This is a genomic window from Streptomyces sp. NPDC004284 (assembly GCF_042874035.1).
Taxonomy (GTDB): Bacteria; Actinomycetota; Actinomycetes; order Streptomycetales; family Streptomycetaceae; genus Streptomyces.
This window is the reverse complement of the sequence record NZ_JBIAMJ010000006.1, coordinates 226,922-243,375: the sequence shown is the minus strand read 5'-3', so window position 1 is coordinate 243,375 and position 16,454 is coordinate 226,922. Positions and strand designations below refer to the sequence as shown.

Below are 16,454 nucleotides of genomic sequence, written 5' to 3'. Positions count from 1 at the left end.
CGGTCAGGACTTCAGGACCACGGCGTCGCGTGGCGCGATGGTGACGGGACCGGCAGGCAGCGTCCGGCCGGTCAGCAGGTCGGTGGGCGGGGTGTCCGCGCGGGGCGCGGCGAGCGCCGGCAGCGGGACGGTCGCCGGTGCGTCCCCGTGGTTGAGCAGGAACAGGTACGGGCCCCGGCGGCAGGCCTCGACCCCCTCGGGGAGGCCCTGCCCGGTCACCCCGGTGATCCCGGCGGCGGCCAGCATCCCGTCGAGCAGCGGCGCCGGGTCCTCGGGCAGGAAACTCAGGTAGGTGGCGGTGCCGCGCCGGGTGGCGGCCGGGCGGCCGTCCAGCGGCCCGCCGGAGTAGCGCGCCAGTACTTCCACGTCCTGGGCGCTCCCGGCGTCCTCGCCGTCGCCGTCTTCTCCGTCCTCGCCGTCGACGGAGAGCCATTCGCTCCAGGTGCGGGCGAGCAGCCGGGTGCCGTCCGCCGTCACCACCTCCTGGCTCCCGCCGTCGGGGATCGGCCGGCACTCCTCCACCCGTACGCCGAGCAGTCCGCGCAGCGGGCCGGGGGCGCCGCCGTCGTGGACCTGGTCGTCGGCGTCGACGACCCCGCTGAACGGGCCCACCACCAGCTGCCCCGGGAAGGCGGCCAGAGCGGCGGCCCGCTCGGCGGTGCACAGATAGAGGTTCGGGGCGATGACCAGCCGGTACGAGGAGAGGTCGCGGTCCGGCGGGGCCAGGTCGACGGCGATGCCGCGGGCGTGCAGCGGCGCGTACCAGGCGAGCAGGAGCTCGTGCAGCCGGAGCCGGTCGGAGGGCATGGACTCGGGGGCTTCGAGACCCCACCAGCTGTCCCAGTCGAGGAGCAGGGCGACCTCGGCCTCGGTGGTGCTGCCCGCGATCTCGGCCAGCCGGCGGACGTCCGCGCCCAGGGCGACCGTCTCCCGCCACTGACGGGTCCGGGTGCCGCCGTGCGGGAGCATCGCCGAGTGGAACTTCTCCGGCCCGTACCGGGCCTGGCGCCACTGGAAGAACATGACGCCGTCCGAACCGTGCGCCAGGGCCTGGAGACTGTGCAGGCGCATCACGCCCGGGTCCTTGGGGACGTTGACCGGGCGCCAGCTGACCGCGCTCGGCGCGGATTCGAGGAGCAGCCACGGCCCGCGCTTCAGCGAGCGCATCAGGTCGTAGCTGAGCGCGGCCTTCACGGGGGAGCGGGGGTCGGCGGGGTCGGGGTAGGCGTCGTCGCTGACCAGGTCCTCGGCGGCGGCCCACTTCCAGTAGTCGAGGTCGCGCAGGACGCTCATGAAGTTGGTGGTCACCGGGACGTCCGGCGTGACCTCCTTGAGGACCTCGCGCTCGGCCTCGAAGCAGGCCAGCAGCGCGTCGCTGGAGAACCGGCGCCAGTCGAGCAGCTGGGTGGGGTTGACCGGTCCGGGGGCCTTGCGGGGCGGCTCGATCTGCTCCCAGTCGGTGTAGTGCTGGCCCCAGCAGGACGTCCCCCAGGCGGAGTTGAGCCCGGCGAGGGTGCCGTGGCGGTGCCGTAGCCACCGCCGGAAGTCACGGGCCGACTCCTCGCAGAAGCACTCGGCGGTGTGGTCGGCGTACTCGTTGCTGATGTGCCACATGGCGAGCGCGGGGTGCTCCCGGTAGCGCTCGGCCATGGCCCGGGCCAGCCGGACGGTGGCGGCGCGGAAGACCGGCGAGGACGGGCAGTAGCCCTGCCGCGAGCCGAACTCCAGCCGGGTGCCGGTGGCGTCGACGGGCTGGACCTCGGGGTGGCTCCGGACCAGCCAGGGCGGCGGGGTGGCCGTCGCGGTGGCGAGGTCGACGGCGATGCCGTGCGCGTGGAGCAGGTCGAGGACGCGGTCGAGCCAGTCGAACGCGTAGGCGCCGGGGGCGGGTTCCAGTCGGGACCAGGAGAAGACGGCGACGGTGACCAGGTTGACGCCGGCCTCGGCCATCAGCCGGACGTCCTCCTGCCAGACCTCGTCCGGCCACTGCTCGGGGTTGTAGTCGCCTCCGAACAGCAGCCCCGGCACCCGTGTCAGGCCGCCCATGTTCCCCCTCCTCCGGGGTCGGGGACCCCGTCCGGTGTTTTGTATTCAAAATACTTAGTTCAGTACTCTGCATACGGTCAAGGGGTACGCTGGAGATCGGAAGAAGACGGGGATTGGGGACCTTGATGGCGATCGAACGCCGCCCGCTGCGCGAGCAGATCCGCGACGAGCTCATGGACCGCCTCACCCGCGGCGAGTTCAGCGCGGGTTCCGATGTCAACGAAGCCGCGCTGGCCGCCGAGCTGGGCGTCAGCCGCACCCCGCTGCGCGAGGCCCTGATCGCGATGGCGGGCGAAGGCGTGCTGGAGAGCAGTCAGGGGCGCGGCTTCCGCTTCGCGCCCGTCAGCCGCCAGGAGTTCCGCGAACTGGTGGCCATCGTCGCGGCCCTGGAGGCCCTGGCGCTCGAATCCTCGGACCCGGCCCACCTGCGGAGCATCGCCCCGCGGCTCCTCGACCTGGCCCAGGGGTTCCCCGACCAGGTCGCCGCGCACGAGACGGTCGACCGGCGCGACGACGAATGGCACGGCCTGCTGCTCAGCGGCTGCACCAACGAACGGCTCCTCGACCTGCTCACCCGGGTCAAGGGCGGGATGCGGCGCTACGAGAACCTGGTCGTCGCCGAGGACGAGCCGGTGGCCCGCGAGTCGGAGGAGCACTGCGAGATCGCCCGCAGGCTCCTGGACGACGACCTGCCGGGCGCCATCACCATGCTGCGGGCGAACTGGGTGGGCGGCATGGAGCGCATGCTCGCCCACATCCCCGGGGACTGACCCCCGGGGCCTCCGCGGGCGTCACCGAGGACGCCTGCGTCGGATGCCGATGTCAGAGGAAGGTCATGCCCTCGCCGCGGTACGTGGGCACGGTCGCCGTGACCCGATCGCCCTCGACCAGGTGCAGGCTCTCGAACCGCTCGCACAGCTCCCCGGCCTTCGCGTGCCGGAACCAGACCTTGTCGCCGATCCGCAGATCGTCGGCGGGGGAGCCGAGCAGCGGGGTCTGCACCTCGCCGGGACCCTCCTGCGGGTCGTACCGGAGCCCCTCCGGCAGATACGGCACGGGCAGCCGGTCCGGGCCCGCGGCACCCGACGCCGGGTAGCCGCCGCCGAGCACGGTGACCACGCCCACCCCGGGGCGGCGGACGACGGGCTGCGCGAAGAGCGCGGCCGGGCGCCCGCTGAAGGACGTGTAGTTGTCGAACAGGCGCGGCACGAACAGCCCCGAACCCGCCGCGATCTCCGTCACCGCGTCCTCGGCGGCCGTGTGCTGCACGCTGCCGGTGCCGCCGCCGTTCACGAACTCCAGCTCCGGCGCCACCGCCCGGACCGCCCGCACCACGGCCGCCCTGCGCTCCGCCAGCTCCCTGCGGGCCGCGGCCTGCATCAGCCGGATCGCCCGCGAGCGCAGCGGCCGGCCCGCGACCGCGTCCCCGACGCCGGCGACATGCCCCTCGTACGCCATGATCCCGACCAGCCGGAAACCGGGACGCCGCACCACGGAACGGGCCAGCTCGGCCAGCTCGGCGGGCTCCCGCAGCGGCGAGCGCCGCGCCCCGACCCGTACCCGACCGCCGAACAGGTGCAGCGCGGTGTCCAGCTCCAGGCAGACCCGCACCTCCTCCGTCCCGCCCGCGCGGGCGGCGTCGATCAGATCGAGCTGCGCCACGTCGTCCACCATCACCGTCACGGCGGCGGCGAGCTTCGGATCCCGCGTGAGTTCCCCGAATCCGGACCGGTCGGCCGACGGATACGCGAGCAGCACGTCCTCGAACCCGGCCCGCGCCAGCCACAACGACTCGTCGAGCGTGAACGACATGATCCCGGCGAACCCGTCCCGCGCGAGGACCCGTTCGAGCAGCGCCCGGCACCGCACGGACTTGCTGGCCACCCGGATGGGCTTGCCCCCGGCGCGGCGCACGAGGTCCGCGGCGTTGGCGTCGAAGGCCTCCAGGTCGACGATCGCCACGGGCGCGTCGAGGTGAGCGGTGGCCCGGTCGTAGCGGGCCCGGTCAGCGGCACGGGGAGTCATGGCCCGAGCTTGCCAGACAGGTTTACGGGTGGGTAGCCCCTGGGTTCCCGTGCTCGGGGGAACAGCCCGTAGAGTGGCGGACATTGTCGACACGAGCAGGGGGACGGGGATGACCGGCGAGCACCGCCCCACGCCCTCCCGCATCACGGACGCCCTCCTCCCGACGGACCCCCCGGCGACCGAGACGACGACCCGCCTCCGCGCCGTCTCCCCGACGGACCCCCGCCCGGCGACGCCCCCACGGCCCCACCCGGCGACGCCGCCGCCCGGCCCGGCGGCGGATCCACCGACCACACCGCCCGCCCCACCCCGACCCGCCCCGGCCCCCGCCGGGGCGACGCCCGCTCCGGCCGGGTCGGCGTCCGTTCCCGCTGGTCCGGCGTCCGTTCCCGCTGGTCCGGTGTCTGCTCCGGCTGGTCCGGTGTCTGCCTCCGCCGAGGCGATCCCCCTTCCCGCCCGCCCCGCGGACGCCCCCGCAGGGCCCACGGACGCCCCCACACGGCCCGCGCCCGCCCCACCCCGACCCGCCCCGGCCCCCGCCGGGGCGACGCCCGCTCCGGCCGGGTCGGCGTCCGTTCCCGCTGGTCCGGTGTCGGCCTCTGCCAGGGCGATGCCGGTTCCGGCTCGGCCGGTGTCCGCTCCGGCTGGTCCGGTGTCTGCCTCCGCCGAGGCGATGCCCCTTCCCGCCCGCCCCGCGGACGCCCCCGCAGGGCCCACGGACGCCCCCACGCGGCCCGCGGCCGCCCCCGCCTGGTCCGCGTCGGCCCATGACGCGTCCAGCGGCGGGCCCGTCGAGCCCGCGGCCGGGATCGCCGGGGCGGGCGCCGCCCGGCCCGACGCCACCCCCGCTCGGCCCACGACAACCCCCGCCGGGGCGGCGGGCGCCTCCCCCCGACCGGTGGCCGGCCCGGCCCGGCCCGTGGCCTCCGCTTCCGGGCGCCTTGCCAAGGCCCCGCAGGAGCCCGCCGATGCGGTTGCCGGGCGCCCCGCCGGGGCCCCGCACGAGCCCGCCCGCCCCGCGCCCCACGCTTTCGCGCGCCCCACCGGGTCCCCGCTCCCGCCCGCCGCGTCCGTACCTCCGCGTCCCCTCCCCCCGTACGGCCACCCCTACGGCTCCGGCGTGACGCCGCCCGAGGCGCCCGGCGAGGTCACCACGCGGCTGCGGGCCGTGCGGGAGCGGCGTGTCGGGCGGACCGTGGCCGTGGCGGTCTGCGCCGTGCTCGGGTTCGGGCTGATCGGAGGGGCGCTCGCCGGGGTGTGGCTGGCCGCCGCCGAGCCCGGGAAGCCCGCCGAACCCGTCGGATACGCCGAGGCGAAGGACCTCTGGCACGACGTGCCCGTCGACGCGCTCTTCCCCCGCACCCTCACCGGGCCCGGCGCGGGCCCCGGCGGCGCGGACCGCGTCTGGACGCGGATCGTCGTCGCCCCGGACGCCGCGTGCACCCCCGCCGTCCTCGCCCAGGGCCTCCTCGCCACCGTCGAGCCGCTCGGCTGCGAGCGCGTCCTGCGGGCCACGTACACCGACGCCACCTCCAGCAGCGTGATCACCGTCGGCCTCGTCTTCACCCGCGCCCAAGCCGCCACCCAGCGCACCCTCGGCAAGGACCTCACCGTCAGCCTCGGCACGGACGTCCCCCCGGCCCTCGCCGGACCCGGCACCGTCGCCGAACGCTTCGGCGCCCCGCAGCGCGCCGCCTGGTGGCTGAACGCCCCCGCCGACCTCCCCGTCGTCGTCACCGCCGTCTCCGGCTTCGCCGACGGCCGGACCGTCGACGGCGGGCCCGTCCCCGCCGACCGGGCCATGACCGCGAACCGTACCGACGCCACCGCCCAGTCCGGCCTCGGCCACGAGGCCAAGGGCATCACCGAACGCCTCGTACGCCTGCTGCGCACGGCCGCCACCACGGCCGCCGAGGAGAACGCCCGGTGACCCGACCCACCCACCGGCACCGGGCCCGCGCCGGCGCGGCCGCCCTGCTCGCCGCCGCCTTCTCCGTCCTGCCCGCCACCACCGCCCCCGCGCACGCCGACACCATCCGGGCCCGCCAATGGGGCCTCGAAGCCCTCCACACCACGGAGGCCTGGCGCACCACCCGGGGCAAGGGCATCACCGTCGCCGTCCTCGACACCGGCGTCGACGCCGAACACCCCGACCTCGCGGGCTCCGTCCTCGCCGGACGCGACCTCATCGGCTTCGGGGCGTCCAGGGGCGACCGCGCCTGGGCCCGGCACGGCACCGCCATGGCCGGCATCATCGCCGGGCACGGCCACGGGCCCGGCGGCCAGGACGGCGTGCTCGGCGTCGCCCCCGACGTCCGGATCCTCCCCGTGCGGGTCATCCTGGAATCCACCGACAAGGCCCGCGACAAGGCCCGCAAGGCCCGGGGCACCGCCCTCGCCGAAGGCATCCGCTGGGCCGCCGACCACGGCGCCGACGTCATCAACCTCTCCCTCGGCGACGACTCCAAGTCCGCCCACCCCGACGCGGGCGAGGACGCCGCCGTCCAGTACGCCCTCGCCAAGGGCGTCTCCGTCGTCGCCTCCGCCGGCAACGGCGGCGAGAAGGGCGACCACATCTCCTACCCCGCGGCCTACCCCGGCGTCATCGCCGTCGCCGCCGTCGACCGCTACGGCACCCACGCCGCCTTCTCCACCCGCCGCTGGTACGCCACCGTCAGCGCCCCCGGCGACGACATCGTCATCGCCGACCCCGACCGCCGCTACTACGAGGGCTGGGGCACCAGCGCCGCCGCCGCGTTCGTCTCCGGCTCCGTCGCCCTCGTCCGTTCCGCGCACCCCGACCTCACCCCCGCCCAGATCAAGCGGCTCCTCATCGACACCGCCCGCAACCGGCCGAAGGGCGGCCACAGCGACGCCAAGGGGTACGGGACGGTCGACCCGGCCGCCGCGATCGCCGCCGGGGCCCGGATCAAGGGCGGCGACCCCAAGAACACCGCCACCGGCTACCAGGGCCGGTACTTCGGGCCCGGCCCCCTCCCCGCCGCCGAGGAGAGCCACCCCCTCGGTCTGCTCGCCCCCGTCGCCGGCGGACTCGGCGCCCTCCTGCTCCTCACCGCCGTGATGCTCCGGCGCGCCCACGGGACCTCCTAGCCGACGCCCGGAAGGCGCCGGTTAGGCTCGGTGCGTGGCGCTCAAGAACATCCCTGACCCCGGTTTCTCCGAAGACGACGGCACCGCCGACCCGCGGCTCGCCGCGGCCCTCGCGGCCTGGGCGGAGGACAGAACCGCCCACGGCCCGGTCCTCGAAGCCCTGAGGGGGGCCCGGCTGCTCGTCCCCGTGGTCGCCGTCCTCGGCGAGGTCGAGATCGACCCCGAGACGGGCCTGAAGCAGGAGAAGACGAGCGACATGGCCGTCCCCACCCTCACGGCCGGCGACCGGCGGGCCCTGCCGGCCTTCACCTCGATCGCCTCGCTCGCCCTCTGGGACCCCGAGGCCCGCCCCGTGGCCGTCCCCACCCACCAGGCCCTCGCCGCCCTCGTCCACGAGAAGGCCGACACCCTGGTCCTGGACATGTCCGGCCCCGTGCCGTACCAGGTGACCGGCTCCGCGCTGCTCGCCCTCGCCGAGGGCCGCTCCAGCACCGACCCGCTCGACGACCCGGCCGTACGGGACGCCGTGCGCGCCGCCGTCGCCGCCGAGCCGGCCGTGCTCCGCGCCCACCTGGGCCCCGGCACCGCCGACGGCACCCTCGCCCTGGTCCTCGACGCCGACGCCTCCCCGGCGGAGGCCGCCCAGCGCGTCGCCCGCGCCCTGGCCGCCGACGAAACACTGAGGGCCCGCCTGGTGCGGGGCCTCGACCTGGCACTCCTGCCGGCCTCGGCCACGCCTCCCGGCGAGCCCTTCTACGTCAAGCGGTAACCGTCCCGACCGGGTCCTAGCCGTACACGGGGCCCGTGTACTTCTCGCCCGGCCCCTGGCCCGGCTCGTCCGGGATCAGGGAGGCCTCGCGGAAGGCGAGCTGGAGGGACTTCAGGCCGTCCCGCAGGGGCGCCGCGTGGAAGGAGGAGACCTCCGTCGCGCCGGCGTCCAGGAGGCCCGCGAGCGCGTGGATCAGCTTGCGCGCCTCGTCGAGGTCCTTGTACTTGTCGCCCTCCTCGGTGAGCCCGAGCTTCACCGCGGCGGCGCTCATCAGGTTGACGGCGACCGTCACGATCACCTCGACCGCCGGGACCTCCGCGATGTCGCGGGTCATGGATTCGAAGTCGGGGGAGTCCGTGGACTCGTTCTGGGGCGTCTCGCTCATGCCCACACGATAAGCGGACGTACGGTTCGCGCCGACCGCCGGGTCCTGCTAACCTTGTGTAACGACCGGCCGGACATCTCTGTGTCCGGCCCACAAGTGGAGGCTCCGTACTCCCACCTGACCACCCTCACGGGTGGCGGGTCACCGGTCAGGTGGCGCCCATCGTTCCGTACGGACGATGGAGCCGCCCGATGTGCGCCCCGCGGTTCACCGTGGTGGTGCTCCGGTTTTCCGTGGAGCCCCGCCTGTGTACCGTCCGGGGCATTTTTCATGTACCGGCCCGGTTGGTCTCAACTGTTTCACGTGACGTGTCCGTCCGCCAAGGCGGTCGCGTGGTGCTACCGAGGAGGATCCATCAGCGCCGAGCCCCGCATCAACGAGCGGATTCGCGTTCCCGAGGTGCGTCTTGTCGGCCCCAGCGGCGAGCAGGTGGGCATCGTCCCCCTTGCCAAGGCCCTGGAGCTCGCTCAGGAGTACGACCTGGACCTGGTCGAGGTCGCGGCGAACGCCCGCCCGCCCGTGTGCAAGCTCATGGACTACGGGAAGTTCAAGTACGAGTCGGCCATGAAGGCCCGTGAGGCGCGCAAGAACCAGGCGCACACGGTCATCAAGGAGATGAAGCTCCGGCCGAAGATCGACCCGCACGACTATGACACCAAGAAGGGTCACGTCGTCCGGTTCCTCAAGCAGGGCGACAAGGTCAAGATCACGATCATGTTCCGTGGTCGTGAGCAGTCCCGCCCGGAGCTCGGTTACCGACTTCTGCAGCGCCTTGCCGAGGACGTCCAGGAGCTTGGATTCATCGAGTCCAACCCGAAGCAGGACGGCCGGAACATGATCATGGTTCTCGGTCCGCACAAGAAGAAGACCGAGGCCATGGCCGAGGCTCGCGAGGCCCAGGCCGCGCGCAAGGCGGAGCGCCAGGGCGGTACGTCCGAGGCCCCCGCCGCCGCTGCCGAGGAGACCTCGACCGAGACCCCGGCCGAGAACGCCGAGGCGTGATCCGCGGGGGCTGCCTCCCGGCGGCCCCCGGATTCCGTCCGGTCCCACCCAATCGAAGAATGACGCTCCCCGCCGACCGGTGCCCGCACCGGGGGGAGCGCCACTGACGAGGAGAGAACGGCGCTATGCCGAAGAACAAGACGCACTCCGGTGCCAAGAAGCGCTTCAAGGTCACCGGCTCCGGCAAGATCCTGCGCGAGCGCGCCGGTAAGCGCCACCTGCTCGAGCACAAGTCGTCCAAGCTGACGCGTCGCCTCACCGGCAACGCCGAGATGGCCCCGGGTGACTCCGCCAAGATCAAGAAGATGCTGGGCATCTGATCTGATCTCCCGCCCTCGGCGACGAGGGCATCCGGCACCGTCCGGGACCCATCCGTTTTTCGGGTCGTGTGAGGACCACCACGACCCCGCTACAAGGAGTTAAGAAGTGGCACGCGTCAAGCGGGCAGTCAACGCCCACAAGAAGCGCCGGGCGATCCTCGAGCAGGCCTCCGGCTACCGCGGTCAGCGTTCGCGCCTGTACCGCAAGGCCAAGGAGCAGGTCACCCACTCGCTGGTCTACAACTACAACGACCGCAAGAAGCGCAAGGGCGACTTCCGTCAGCTGTGGATCCAGCGCATCAACGCCGCTGCCCGCCAGAACGGCATGACGTACAACCGCCTCATCCAGGGTCTGAAGGCCGCCAACATCGAGGTGGACCGCAAGATCCTCGCCGAGCTGGCCGTCAACGACATCAACGCGTTCGCCGCGCTGGTCGAGGTCGCGCAGAAGGCCCTCCCGGCCGACGTCAACGCCCCGAAGGTCGCCGCCTGATCTTCCAGGCCCGCAGTACTTCCGCCCGGACCCGCAGCGCGCTCGCGCCTGCGGGTCCGGGTGCGTCGGCCCCAGGAAACCCCTAGCCCGGCCCGTAGGACCACCGGCCGCCCGTACCGTCCCCGGCCCCGAAGAGAGAACCGCCGCACCTCATGGTCACCCCCGAGCTGATCTCCCCGCGTTCCCCGCGCGTCGTCGCCGCCCGGCGGCTCGCCAAGCGCAACTTCCGGGGCAAGGACCGCCTCTTCATCGCCGAGGGCCCGCAGGCCGTCCGCGAGGCCGTCGAGCACCGGGGCGCCGGCGGCGAGCCCACCCTCGTCGAGCTGTTCACCACCGTCGAGGCCGCCGAGCGCTACGCCGCGATCATCGACGCCGCCCGCGCCGCCGGCGCCCGCGTCCACTTCGCCTCCGACGCCGTCCTCGCCGAGGTCTCCCAGACCGTCACCCCGCAGGGCCTCGTCGGCGTCTGCCGCTTCCTCGACTCGCCGTTCGAGGACATCATCGCCGCCAAGCCCAAGCTGGTCGCCGTCCTCGCGCACGTCCGCGACCCCGGGAACGCCGGCACCGTGCTGCGCTGCGCCGACGCGGCCGGCGCCGACGCCGTCGTCCTCACCGACGCCTCCGTCGACCTCTACAACCCCAAGTCCGTCCGCGCCTCCGTCGGCTCCCTCTTCCACCTGCCGGTGGCCGTCGGCGTCCCCGTCGAGCAGGCCGTCGCCGGCCTCAAGAGCGCGGGCGTACGGATCCTCGCCGCCGACGGGGCCGGTCAGGACGACCTCGACGACGAGCTCGACGCCGGCACCATGGGCGGGCCCACCGCCTGGATCTTCGGCAACGAGGCCTGGGGACTGCCCGAGGAGACCCGGGCGCTCGCCGACGCCGTCGTCCGCGTCCCGATCCACGGCAAGGCCGAGAGCCTCAACCTCGCCACCGCCGCCGCGGTCTGCCTGTACGCCTCCGCCCGCGCCCAGCGCCCCCGAACCTCCGCCTGAGGGGTCCATTCCGCCCTCCCCGCCCAGTAGAGTGACGCACTCGGGGGCCCACTGCACTGCACGGAGGGGTGGGGAACGGGGATGACGGTCGGCACGGACAGTCCCGCACAGGCACGGAGCAGCACCCCGCGCGCCCCGGAGCCCCCCGAAACCGGCCCCGAGCCGCAGGGAACCAGCCCCGCGCCGCCCGGAGCCGCCGCAGAGCCACCCGGCCCCGGCCCCGTATCGACCGACGTGTTCGCCGGGATCGATCCCGACGACCTGCCCGACGGTCTCGTCATCGCCGACGAGACCGGCCGCGTCGTCTGCTTCAACGCCGCCGCCGGCCGCATCACCGCCGTCCCCGGCGACCGGGCCCTCGGGCTCCCCCTCGAAGAGGCGCTGCCCCTGGAGGACCTCAAGGGGCGCCGCTGGTGGGCGCTGACCGATCCGTACGGCGGCCTCTCCACCCGCAGGGGCCAGCCCGAGCGCAATCTGCTGCTGCCCGGCGGCCGCGAGGTCCTCGTCTCCGCCCGGTACGTCCGTGAGCACCCCACCGGGCCCGTCCGCCGGGTCGTGGTCTCCCTGCGCGGCACCGAGGCGCGCCGCCGCACCGAGCGCAGCCACGCCGAGCTGATCGCCACCGTCGCCCACGAGCTGCGCTCCCCGCTCACCTCCGTGAAGGGCTTCACCGCCACCCTCCTGGACAAGTGGGAGCGGTTCAACGACGAGCAGAAGCGGCTCATGCTGGAGACCGTCGACGCCGACGCGGGCCGCATCAAGCGGCTCATCGCCGAACTCCTCGACATCTCCCGGATCGACTCGGGCCGCCTCGAAGTGCGCCGCCAGCCCGTCGACATCGCCGCCGCCATCGGCCGGCACATCCAGGTGCACACCACCGGCGGCCAGTCCCCGGACCGTTTCTTCGTACGGATCAGGCCACAGCTGCCCGCGCTCTGGGCCGACCCCGACAAGATCGACCAGATCCTCGGCAACCTCCTCGAAAACGCGGTGCGCCACGGCGACGGAACCGTCACCATCGAGGTGGCACCCACCACGCTGGGAGACGACGGAGAAGAGGGGACGGAGGTCACCGTGCGCGACGAGGGCCCCGGCATCCCCGAAGCGTCGATGAGCCGCGTCTTCACCCGCTTCTGGCGGGGCAGCAAGCGCGGCGGCACGGGCCTCGGCCTCTACATCGTCAAAGGCGTCGTCGAGGCCCACGGCGGCACCATCACCGTCGGACGGGCCCCCCGCGGCGGGGCCGAGTTCCGATTTATCCTGCCCGTCGGCACCCCGGCCCATCTCCTCTGAGGTCTCAGCAGTCGAGACCGTACGAGACTCAGGAGCCGCCCGGCCGCCCACGGGCTCATTCGCGTCCCCTCACCCCGTTAGACTCGTCCTTTGGCACGTTTGCGCCCTTGACGTCGAGCGGGGCCGCCCAGCCAGCCAACGGAAGCACGGGAAGAGATGTCGGCACCCAATAAGTCGTACGACCCGGTCGAGGTCGAGGCCTTGAAACCGGAAGAGATCGAGCGCATGCGGGACGAGGCGCTCGCCGCCTTCGCCGCCGCAGGCGACCTCGACGCGCTCGCACACGCGAAGACCGCGCACACCGGTGGCACCTCGCCGCTGGCGCTCGCCAACCGTGAGATCGGCGCCCTGCCCCCGCAGGCCAAGGCCGCCGCCGGAAAGATCGTGGGCCAGGCCCGCGGCCTCGTCTCCAAGGCGCTCGCCGCCCGGCAGGCCGAGCTGGAGGCCGAGCGCGACGCACGCGTCCTCGTCGAGGAGGCCGTCGACGTCACCCTGCCGTACGACCGCGTCCCGGCCGGTGCCCGGCACCCGCTGACCACGCTCATGGAGCGGGTCTCCGACGTCTTCGTCGCCATGGGGTACGAGGTCGCCGAAGGCCCCGAGGTCGAGGCGGAGTGGTTCAACTTCGACGCCCTCAACTTCGTCCCGGACCACCCGGCCCGGCAGATGCAGGACACCTTCTTCGTCCAGGGAACCACCGAGGGAACCGTCACCACGGGCGACGAGTCCGGTGTCGTGCTCCGTACGCACACCTCGCCGGTCCAGGCCCGCACCCTCATCGACCGGGAGCCCCCGGTCTACGTGGTGTGCCCCGGCCGCGTCTACCGCACCGACGAGCTCGACGCCACGCACACCCCGGTCTTCCACCAGATCGAGCTGCTCGCCGTCGACGAGGGCCTGACCATGGCCGACCTCAAGGGCACCCTCGACCACATGGTCCAGGCGCTCTTCGGCCCGGACATGAAGACCCGGCTGCGGCCGAACTTCTTCCCCTTCACCGAGCCGTCCGCAGAGATGGACATGCTCTGCTACGTCTGCCGCGGCGAGTCCGTCGGCAACCCGGACCGTCCCTGCCGCACCTGCGGCAGCGAGGGCTGGATCGAGCTCGGCGGCTGCGGCATGGTCAACCCGAAGGTGCTCGTCGCCGCCGGTGTGGACCCCGAGAAGTACAGCGGATTCGCCTTCGGGTTCGGCATCGAGCGGATGCTGATGTTCCGCCACAACGTGGAAGACATGCGAGACATGGTCGAGGGTGACGTCCGGTTCACCCGGCCGTTCGGGATGGAGATCTGATGCGGGTCCCGCTTTCTTGGCTGCGGGAGTACGTCGACCTGCCGGAGACCACCACCGGCCGCGACGTCCAGGCCAAGCTCATTTCGGCCGGCCTCGAGGTCGAGACCGTCGAGCAGCTCGGCGCCGGCCTGACCGGCCCGCTGGTGGTCGGCAAGGTCCTCACCATCGAGGAGCTGACGGAGTTCAAGAAGCCCATCCGCTTCTGCACCGTCGACGTCGGCCAGGCCAACGGCACCGGCGAGCCCCAGGAGATCATCTGCGGCGCCCGGAACTTCGCCGAGGGCGACAAGGTCGTCGTGGCCCTGCCCGGCGCCGTGCTCCCCGGAGACTTCCGGATCGCCGAGCGCAAGACGTACGGCCGCGTCTCCCGGGGCATGATCTGCTCCGGCGACGAGCTCGGCATGGGCGACGACGGCACGCACGGCATCATCGTGCTGCCGCCGGAGCACGAGGTCGGCACGGACGCCACGGTCCTCCTGGAGCTGTACGACGAGGTCCTCGACATCGCCGTCACCCCGGACCGCGGCTACTGCCTCTCGATGCGCGGCGTCGCCCGCGAGACGGCCACCGCCTACGGCCTGCCGCTGCGCGACCCGGCGCTGCTCGACGTGCCCGCGCCCAACGCGTTCGGCTACCCGGTGCAGATCGCGGACCCGCTCGGCTGCGACCGCTTCACCGCCCGCACCGTCACCGGTCTCGACCCCGAGGCCCGCAGCCCGATCTGGATGCAGCGCCGCCTGCAGAAGGCCGGCATGCGCCCGATCTCGCTCGCCGTCGACATCACCAACTACGTGATGATCGAACTCGGCCAGCCGCTGCACGCCTACGACCGCAGCCGCGTCGACGGGCCCATCGGGGTCCGCCGCGCCGCCGCCGGCGAGAAGTTCACCACGCTCGACGGCACCGCCCGCGTCCTCGACTCGGGCGACCTGGTCATCACCGACAACAGCGGGCCCATCGGCCTCGCCGGTGTCATGGGCGGGGCCAACACCGAGATCGCCGACCCGGTCACCGACCCCGAGACCGGCGCCGTCACCGGCACCACCGAGGTCGTCATCGAGGCCGCGCACTTCGACGCGATCTCGATCGCCCGCACGGCCCGCCGCCACAAGCTGTCCTCCGAGGCGTCCAAGCGCTTCGAGCGCGGTGTCGACCCGCAGGCCGCCGCCGCTGCCGCGCAGCGCACGGTCGACCTGCTCGTGCTCCTCGCGGGCGGCACCGCGGAGGCCGGCGTCACCGAGATCGCCGCCCCCTCCGCGCCGCACACCATCACCATGCCGGCGAACCACCCCGACAAGGTCGCGGGCGTCGACTACGGCCGCGAGATCGTCGTCCGCCGCCTCCAGGAGGTCGGCTGCGACGTCTACGGCCAGGACGAGCTCGTCGTCACCGTCCCGTCGTGGCGTCCCGACCTCTACGTGCCGAACGACCTGGCCGAAGAGGTCATCCGCCTGGAGGGCTACGAGAACCTGCCCTCCACGCTGCCGAAGCCCCCGGCCGGCCGCGGACTCACCGAGCGCCAGCGCACCCACCGCCGCGTGGGCCGCGCCCTGGCCGGCGCCGGCTACGTCGAGGCGCTGAACTACCCGTTCATCGGCGAGCAGGCCCTCGACCACCTCGGCCTCGACGCGGACGACGCCCGTCGCCGTGTCGTGAAGCTGGTCAACCCGCTCTCCGACGAGGAGCCCGCGCTCCGTACGACGCTGCTCCCGGGCCTGCTCGGCGCGCTCCGTCGCAACGACAGCCGCGGCAGCCACGACCTGGCGCTCTTCGAGACCGGTCTGGTCTTCCGCCCGACCGAGGGCCAGCCGGGCGTCGCCGTCCGCCTGGGCGTCGACCAGCGCCCCTCCGACGAGGAGATCGCCCGGGTCAACGCCGCGTTGCCCGAGCAGCCGCGCCGCGCCGCCGTCGTCCTCGCCGGTGCGCGCGAGCAGGCCGGCTGGTGGGGCAAGGGCCGCCCGTCCGACTGGGCGGACGCGATCGAGGCCGGCCGGACCGTGGCCGCCGAGGCCGGCGTCGAGCTGATCATCAGCGCCGACCAGCACGCGCCCTGGCACCCGGGCCGCTGCGCCGCGTTCCACGTCGAGGTGGACGGCGAGAAGGTCCTCGTCGGCCACGCCGGCGAGCTCCACCCGCGCGTGGTGAAGGCGTTCGGCCTCCCGGCCCGCGCCTGCGCGATGGAGATCGACCTGGACCTCCTGGAGAAGGCGAACGAGGGTCCTGTGAAGGCCCCCCGTATCTCCTCCTTCCCGGTCGCCACCCAGGACGTCGCCCTGGTCGTCGCCTCCGACGTCCCGGCCTCCGACGTCGAGGCCGCCCTCACCGAGGGCGCGGGTGAACTCCTGGAGTCCATCCGGCTGTTCGACGTCTACACCGGCGACCAGCTCGGCGAGGGCAGCAAGTCCCTGGCGTACGCGCTGAAGTTCCGCGCCCCGGACCGCACCCTCACGGTCGACGAGGCCACCGCGGCCCGTGACGCCGCGGTCGCCCTGGCCACCGAGCGCACCGGCGCCGTCCTGCGCGGCGCCTGACCGGCACGGCAGCACCACCAGGAGGGCCGCCCCGGGGATTCCCCGGGGCGGCCCTCCGCCGTTCGACGGAGCCCTGGATCCGCACGCCCGCTCGGGATCCGGCCGCCCGTGCCCGTGGCGGAGCCCTGGCGGAGGGCGGCGCGGCAGGGGTGCTCACTCCTTCGGGTGAGATCGCCGAGGGGTGTTCCGCGGCG

At 73.7% G+C, this 16,454-nt stretch carries 14 protein-coding genes; 11 read left to right on the top strand and 3 right to left on the bottom strand.

Going from position 1 to position 16,454, the window contains the following annotated elements; genetic code table 11:
- Positions 1-3: 3 nt before the first annotated feature.
- Positions 4-2,046 (bottom strand): beta-galactosidase, encoded by a 2,043-nt coding sequence (locus ACFYUS_RS18135; protein ID WP_388852368.1) that lies wholly within the window; start codon positions 2,044-2,046, stop codon positions 4-6.
- 125 nt (positions 2,047-2,171) lie between these two features.
- Between ACFYUS_RS18135 and ACFYUS_RS18130 the strand changes: the two genes are divergently transcribed.
- On the top strand, positions 2,172-2,816 hold the full coding sequence (locus tag ACFYUS_RS18130) for a GntR family transcriptional regulator (protein WP_388852365.1): 645 nt from the start codon (positions 2,172-2,174) through the stop codon (positions 2,814-2,816).
- Between the two features lie 52 nt (positions 2,817-2,868).
- On the opposite strand, the gene ACFYUS_RS18125 is transcribed toward ACFYUS_RS18130, so the two are convergent.
- Positions 2,869-4,071, bottom strand: coding sequence for an amino acid deaminase/aldolase (locus ACFYUS_RS18125; protein ID WP_388852362.1), 1,203 nt, complete (start codon positions 4,069-4,071; stop codon positions 2,869-2,871).
- A 1,120-nt stretch (positions 4,072-5,191) separates the two neighbouring features.
- On the opposite strand from ACFYUS_RS18125, the gene ACFYUS_RS18120 reads away from it, so the two are divergent.
- Genes ACFYUS_RS18120 through ACFYUS_RS18110 form a run of 3 tightly spaced genes read left to right on the top strand, consistent with a single transcriptional unit; the run spans position 5,192 to position 7,951 of the window.
- Positions 5,192-6,001, top strand: coding sequence for a hypothetical protein (locus ACFYUS_RS18120; RefSeq protein WP_388852359.1), 810 nt, complete (start codon positions 5,192-5,194; stop codon positions 5,999-6,001).
- A complete protein-coding gene (gene mycP, locus ACFYUS_RS18115; RefSeq protein ID WP_388852356.1) occupies positions 5,998-7,182 on the top strand; it encodes a type VII secretion-associated serine protease mycosin in 1,185 nt (394 codons plus the stop codon). The genes ACFYUS_RS18120 and mycP overlap by 4 nt, the downstream gene beginning before the upstream one ends.
- A 34-nt stretch (positions 7,183-7,216) precedes the next feature.
- Positions 7,217-7,951, top strand: coding sequence for an SseB family protein (locus ACFYUS_RS18110; RefSeq protein ID WP_388852353.1), 735 nt, complete (start codon positions 7,217-7,219; stop codon positions 7,949-7,951).
- Positions 7,952-7,967: 16 nt separating this feature from the next.
- Here ACFYUS_RS18110 and ACFYUS_RS18105 read toward each other — a convergent pair whose 3' ends face one another.
- Complete coding sequence (locus ACFYUS_RS18105) at positions 7,968-8,336, bottom strand: DUF1844 domain-containing protein (RefSeq protein WP_388852350.1); 369 nt, start codon at positions 8,334-8,336, stop codon at positions 7,968-7,970.
- A 270-nt stretch (positions 8,337-8,606) separates the two neighbouring features.
- On the opposite strand from ACFYUS_RS18105, the gene infC reads away from it, so the two are divergent.
- The 7 genes from infC (at position 8,607) to pheT (ending at position 16,260) form a co-directional block, all read left to right on the top strand.
- On the top strand, positions 8,607-9,338 hold the full coding sequence (gene infC / locus ACFYUS_RS18100; protein WP_388852347.1) for a translation initiation factor IF-3: 732 nt from the start codon (positions 8,607-8,609) through the stop codon (positions 9,336-9,338).
- A gap of 125 nt (positions 9,339-9,463) precedes the next feature.
- The gene (gene rpmI, locus ACFYUS_RS18095; protein WP_041128339.1) at positions 9,464-9,658 is read left to right on the top strand and encodes a 50S ribosomal protein L35; all 195 of its coding nucleotides are present in this window, start codon (positions 9,464-9,466) and stop codon (positions 9,656-9,658) included.
- Positions 9,659-9,764: 106 nt separating this feature from the next.
- Positions 9,765-10,151 (top strand): 50S ribosomal protein L20, encoded by a 387-nt coding sequence (gene rplT / locus ACFYUS_RS18090; protein WP_352024520.1) that lies wholly within the window; start codon positions 9,765-9,767, stop codon positions 10,149-10,151.
- 152 nt (positions 10,152-10,303) lie between these two features.
- Positions 10,304-11,143 carry a TrmH family RNA methyltransferase gene (locus tag ACFYUS_RS18085; protein ID WP_388852343.1) on the top strand — a complete coding sequence of 280 codons (840 nt, stop codon included), beginning with the start codon at positions 10,304-10,306 and terminating at the stop codon, positions 11,141-11,143.
- 81 nt (positions 11,144-11,224) lie between these two features.
- Complete coding sequence (locus ACFYUS_RS18080) at positions 11,225-12,436, top strand: ATP-binding protein (protein ID WP_388852340.1); 1,212 nt, start codon at positions 11,225-11,227, stop codon at positions 12,434-12,436.
- Positions 12,437-12,592: 156 nt separating this feature from the next.
- Positions 12,593-13,729: a phenylalanine--tRNA ligase subunit alpha gene (pheS, locus tag ACFYUS_RS18075; protein WP_388852337.1), complete on the top strand. Its 1,137-nt coding sequence runs from the start codon at positions 12,593-12,595 to the stop codon at positions 13,727-13,729.
- Complete coding sequence (gene pheT, locus ACFYUS_RS18070) at positions 13,729-16,260, top strand: phenylalanine--tRNA ligase subunit beta (protein WP_388852334.1); 2,532 nt, start codon at positions 13,729-13,731, stop codon at positions 16,258-16,260. The genes pheS and pheT overlap by 1 nt, the downstream gene beginning before the upstream one ends.
- Positions 16,261-16,454: the final 194 nt, after the last annotated feature.

Excerpts from the sequence above, each read along its gene's own strand:
- ACFYUS_RS18135 (WP_388852368.1), bottom strand. The coding sequence starts at position 2,046 with ATGGGCGGCCTGACACGGGTGCCGGGGCTGCTGTTCGGAGGCGACTAC.
- ACFYUS_RS18130 (WP_388852365.1), top strand. The coding sequence starts at position 2,172 with ATGGCGATCGAACGCCGCCCGCTGCGCGAGCAGATCCGCGACGAGCTC.
- ACFYUS_RS18125 (WP_388852362.1), bottom strand. The coding sequence starts at position 4,071 with ATGACTCCCCGTGCCGCTGACCGGGCCCGCTACGACCGGGCCACCGCT.
- ACFYUS_RS18105 (WP_388852350.1), bottom strand. The coding sequence starts at position 8,336 with ATGAGCGAGACGCCCCAGAACGAGTCCACGGACTCCCCCGACTTCGAA.
- infC (WP_388852347.1), top strand. The coding sequence starts at position 8,607 with ATGTACCGGCCCGGTTGGTCTCAACTGTTTCACGTGACGTGTCCGTCC.
- rpmI (WP_041128339.1), top strand. The coding sequence starts at position 9,464 with ATGCCGAAGAACAAGACGCACTCCGGTGCCAAGAAGCGCTTCAAGGTC.
- ACFYUS_RS18085 (WP_388852343.1), top strand. The coding sequence starts at position 10,304 with ATGGTCACCCCCGAGCTGATCTCCCCGCGTTCCCCGCGCGTCGTCGCC.
- ACFYUS_RS18080 (WP_388852340.1), top strand. The coding sequence starts at position 11,225 with ATGACGGTCGGCACGGACAGTCCCGCACAGGCACGGAGCAGCACCCCG.
- pheS (WP_388852337.1), top strand. The coding sequence starts at position 12,593 with ATGTCGGCACCCAATAAGTCGTACGACCCGGTCGAGGTCGAGGCCTTG.
- pheT (WP_388852334.1), top strand. The coding sequence starts at position 13,729 with ATGCGGGTCCCGCTTTCTTGGCTGCGGGAGTACGTCGACCTGCCGGAG.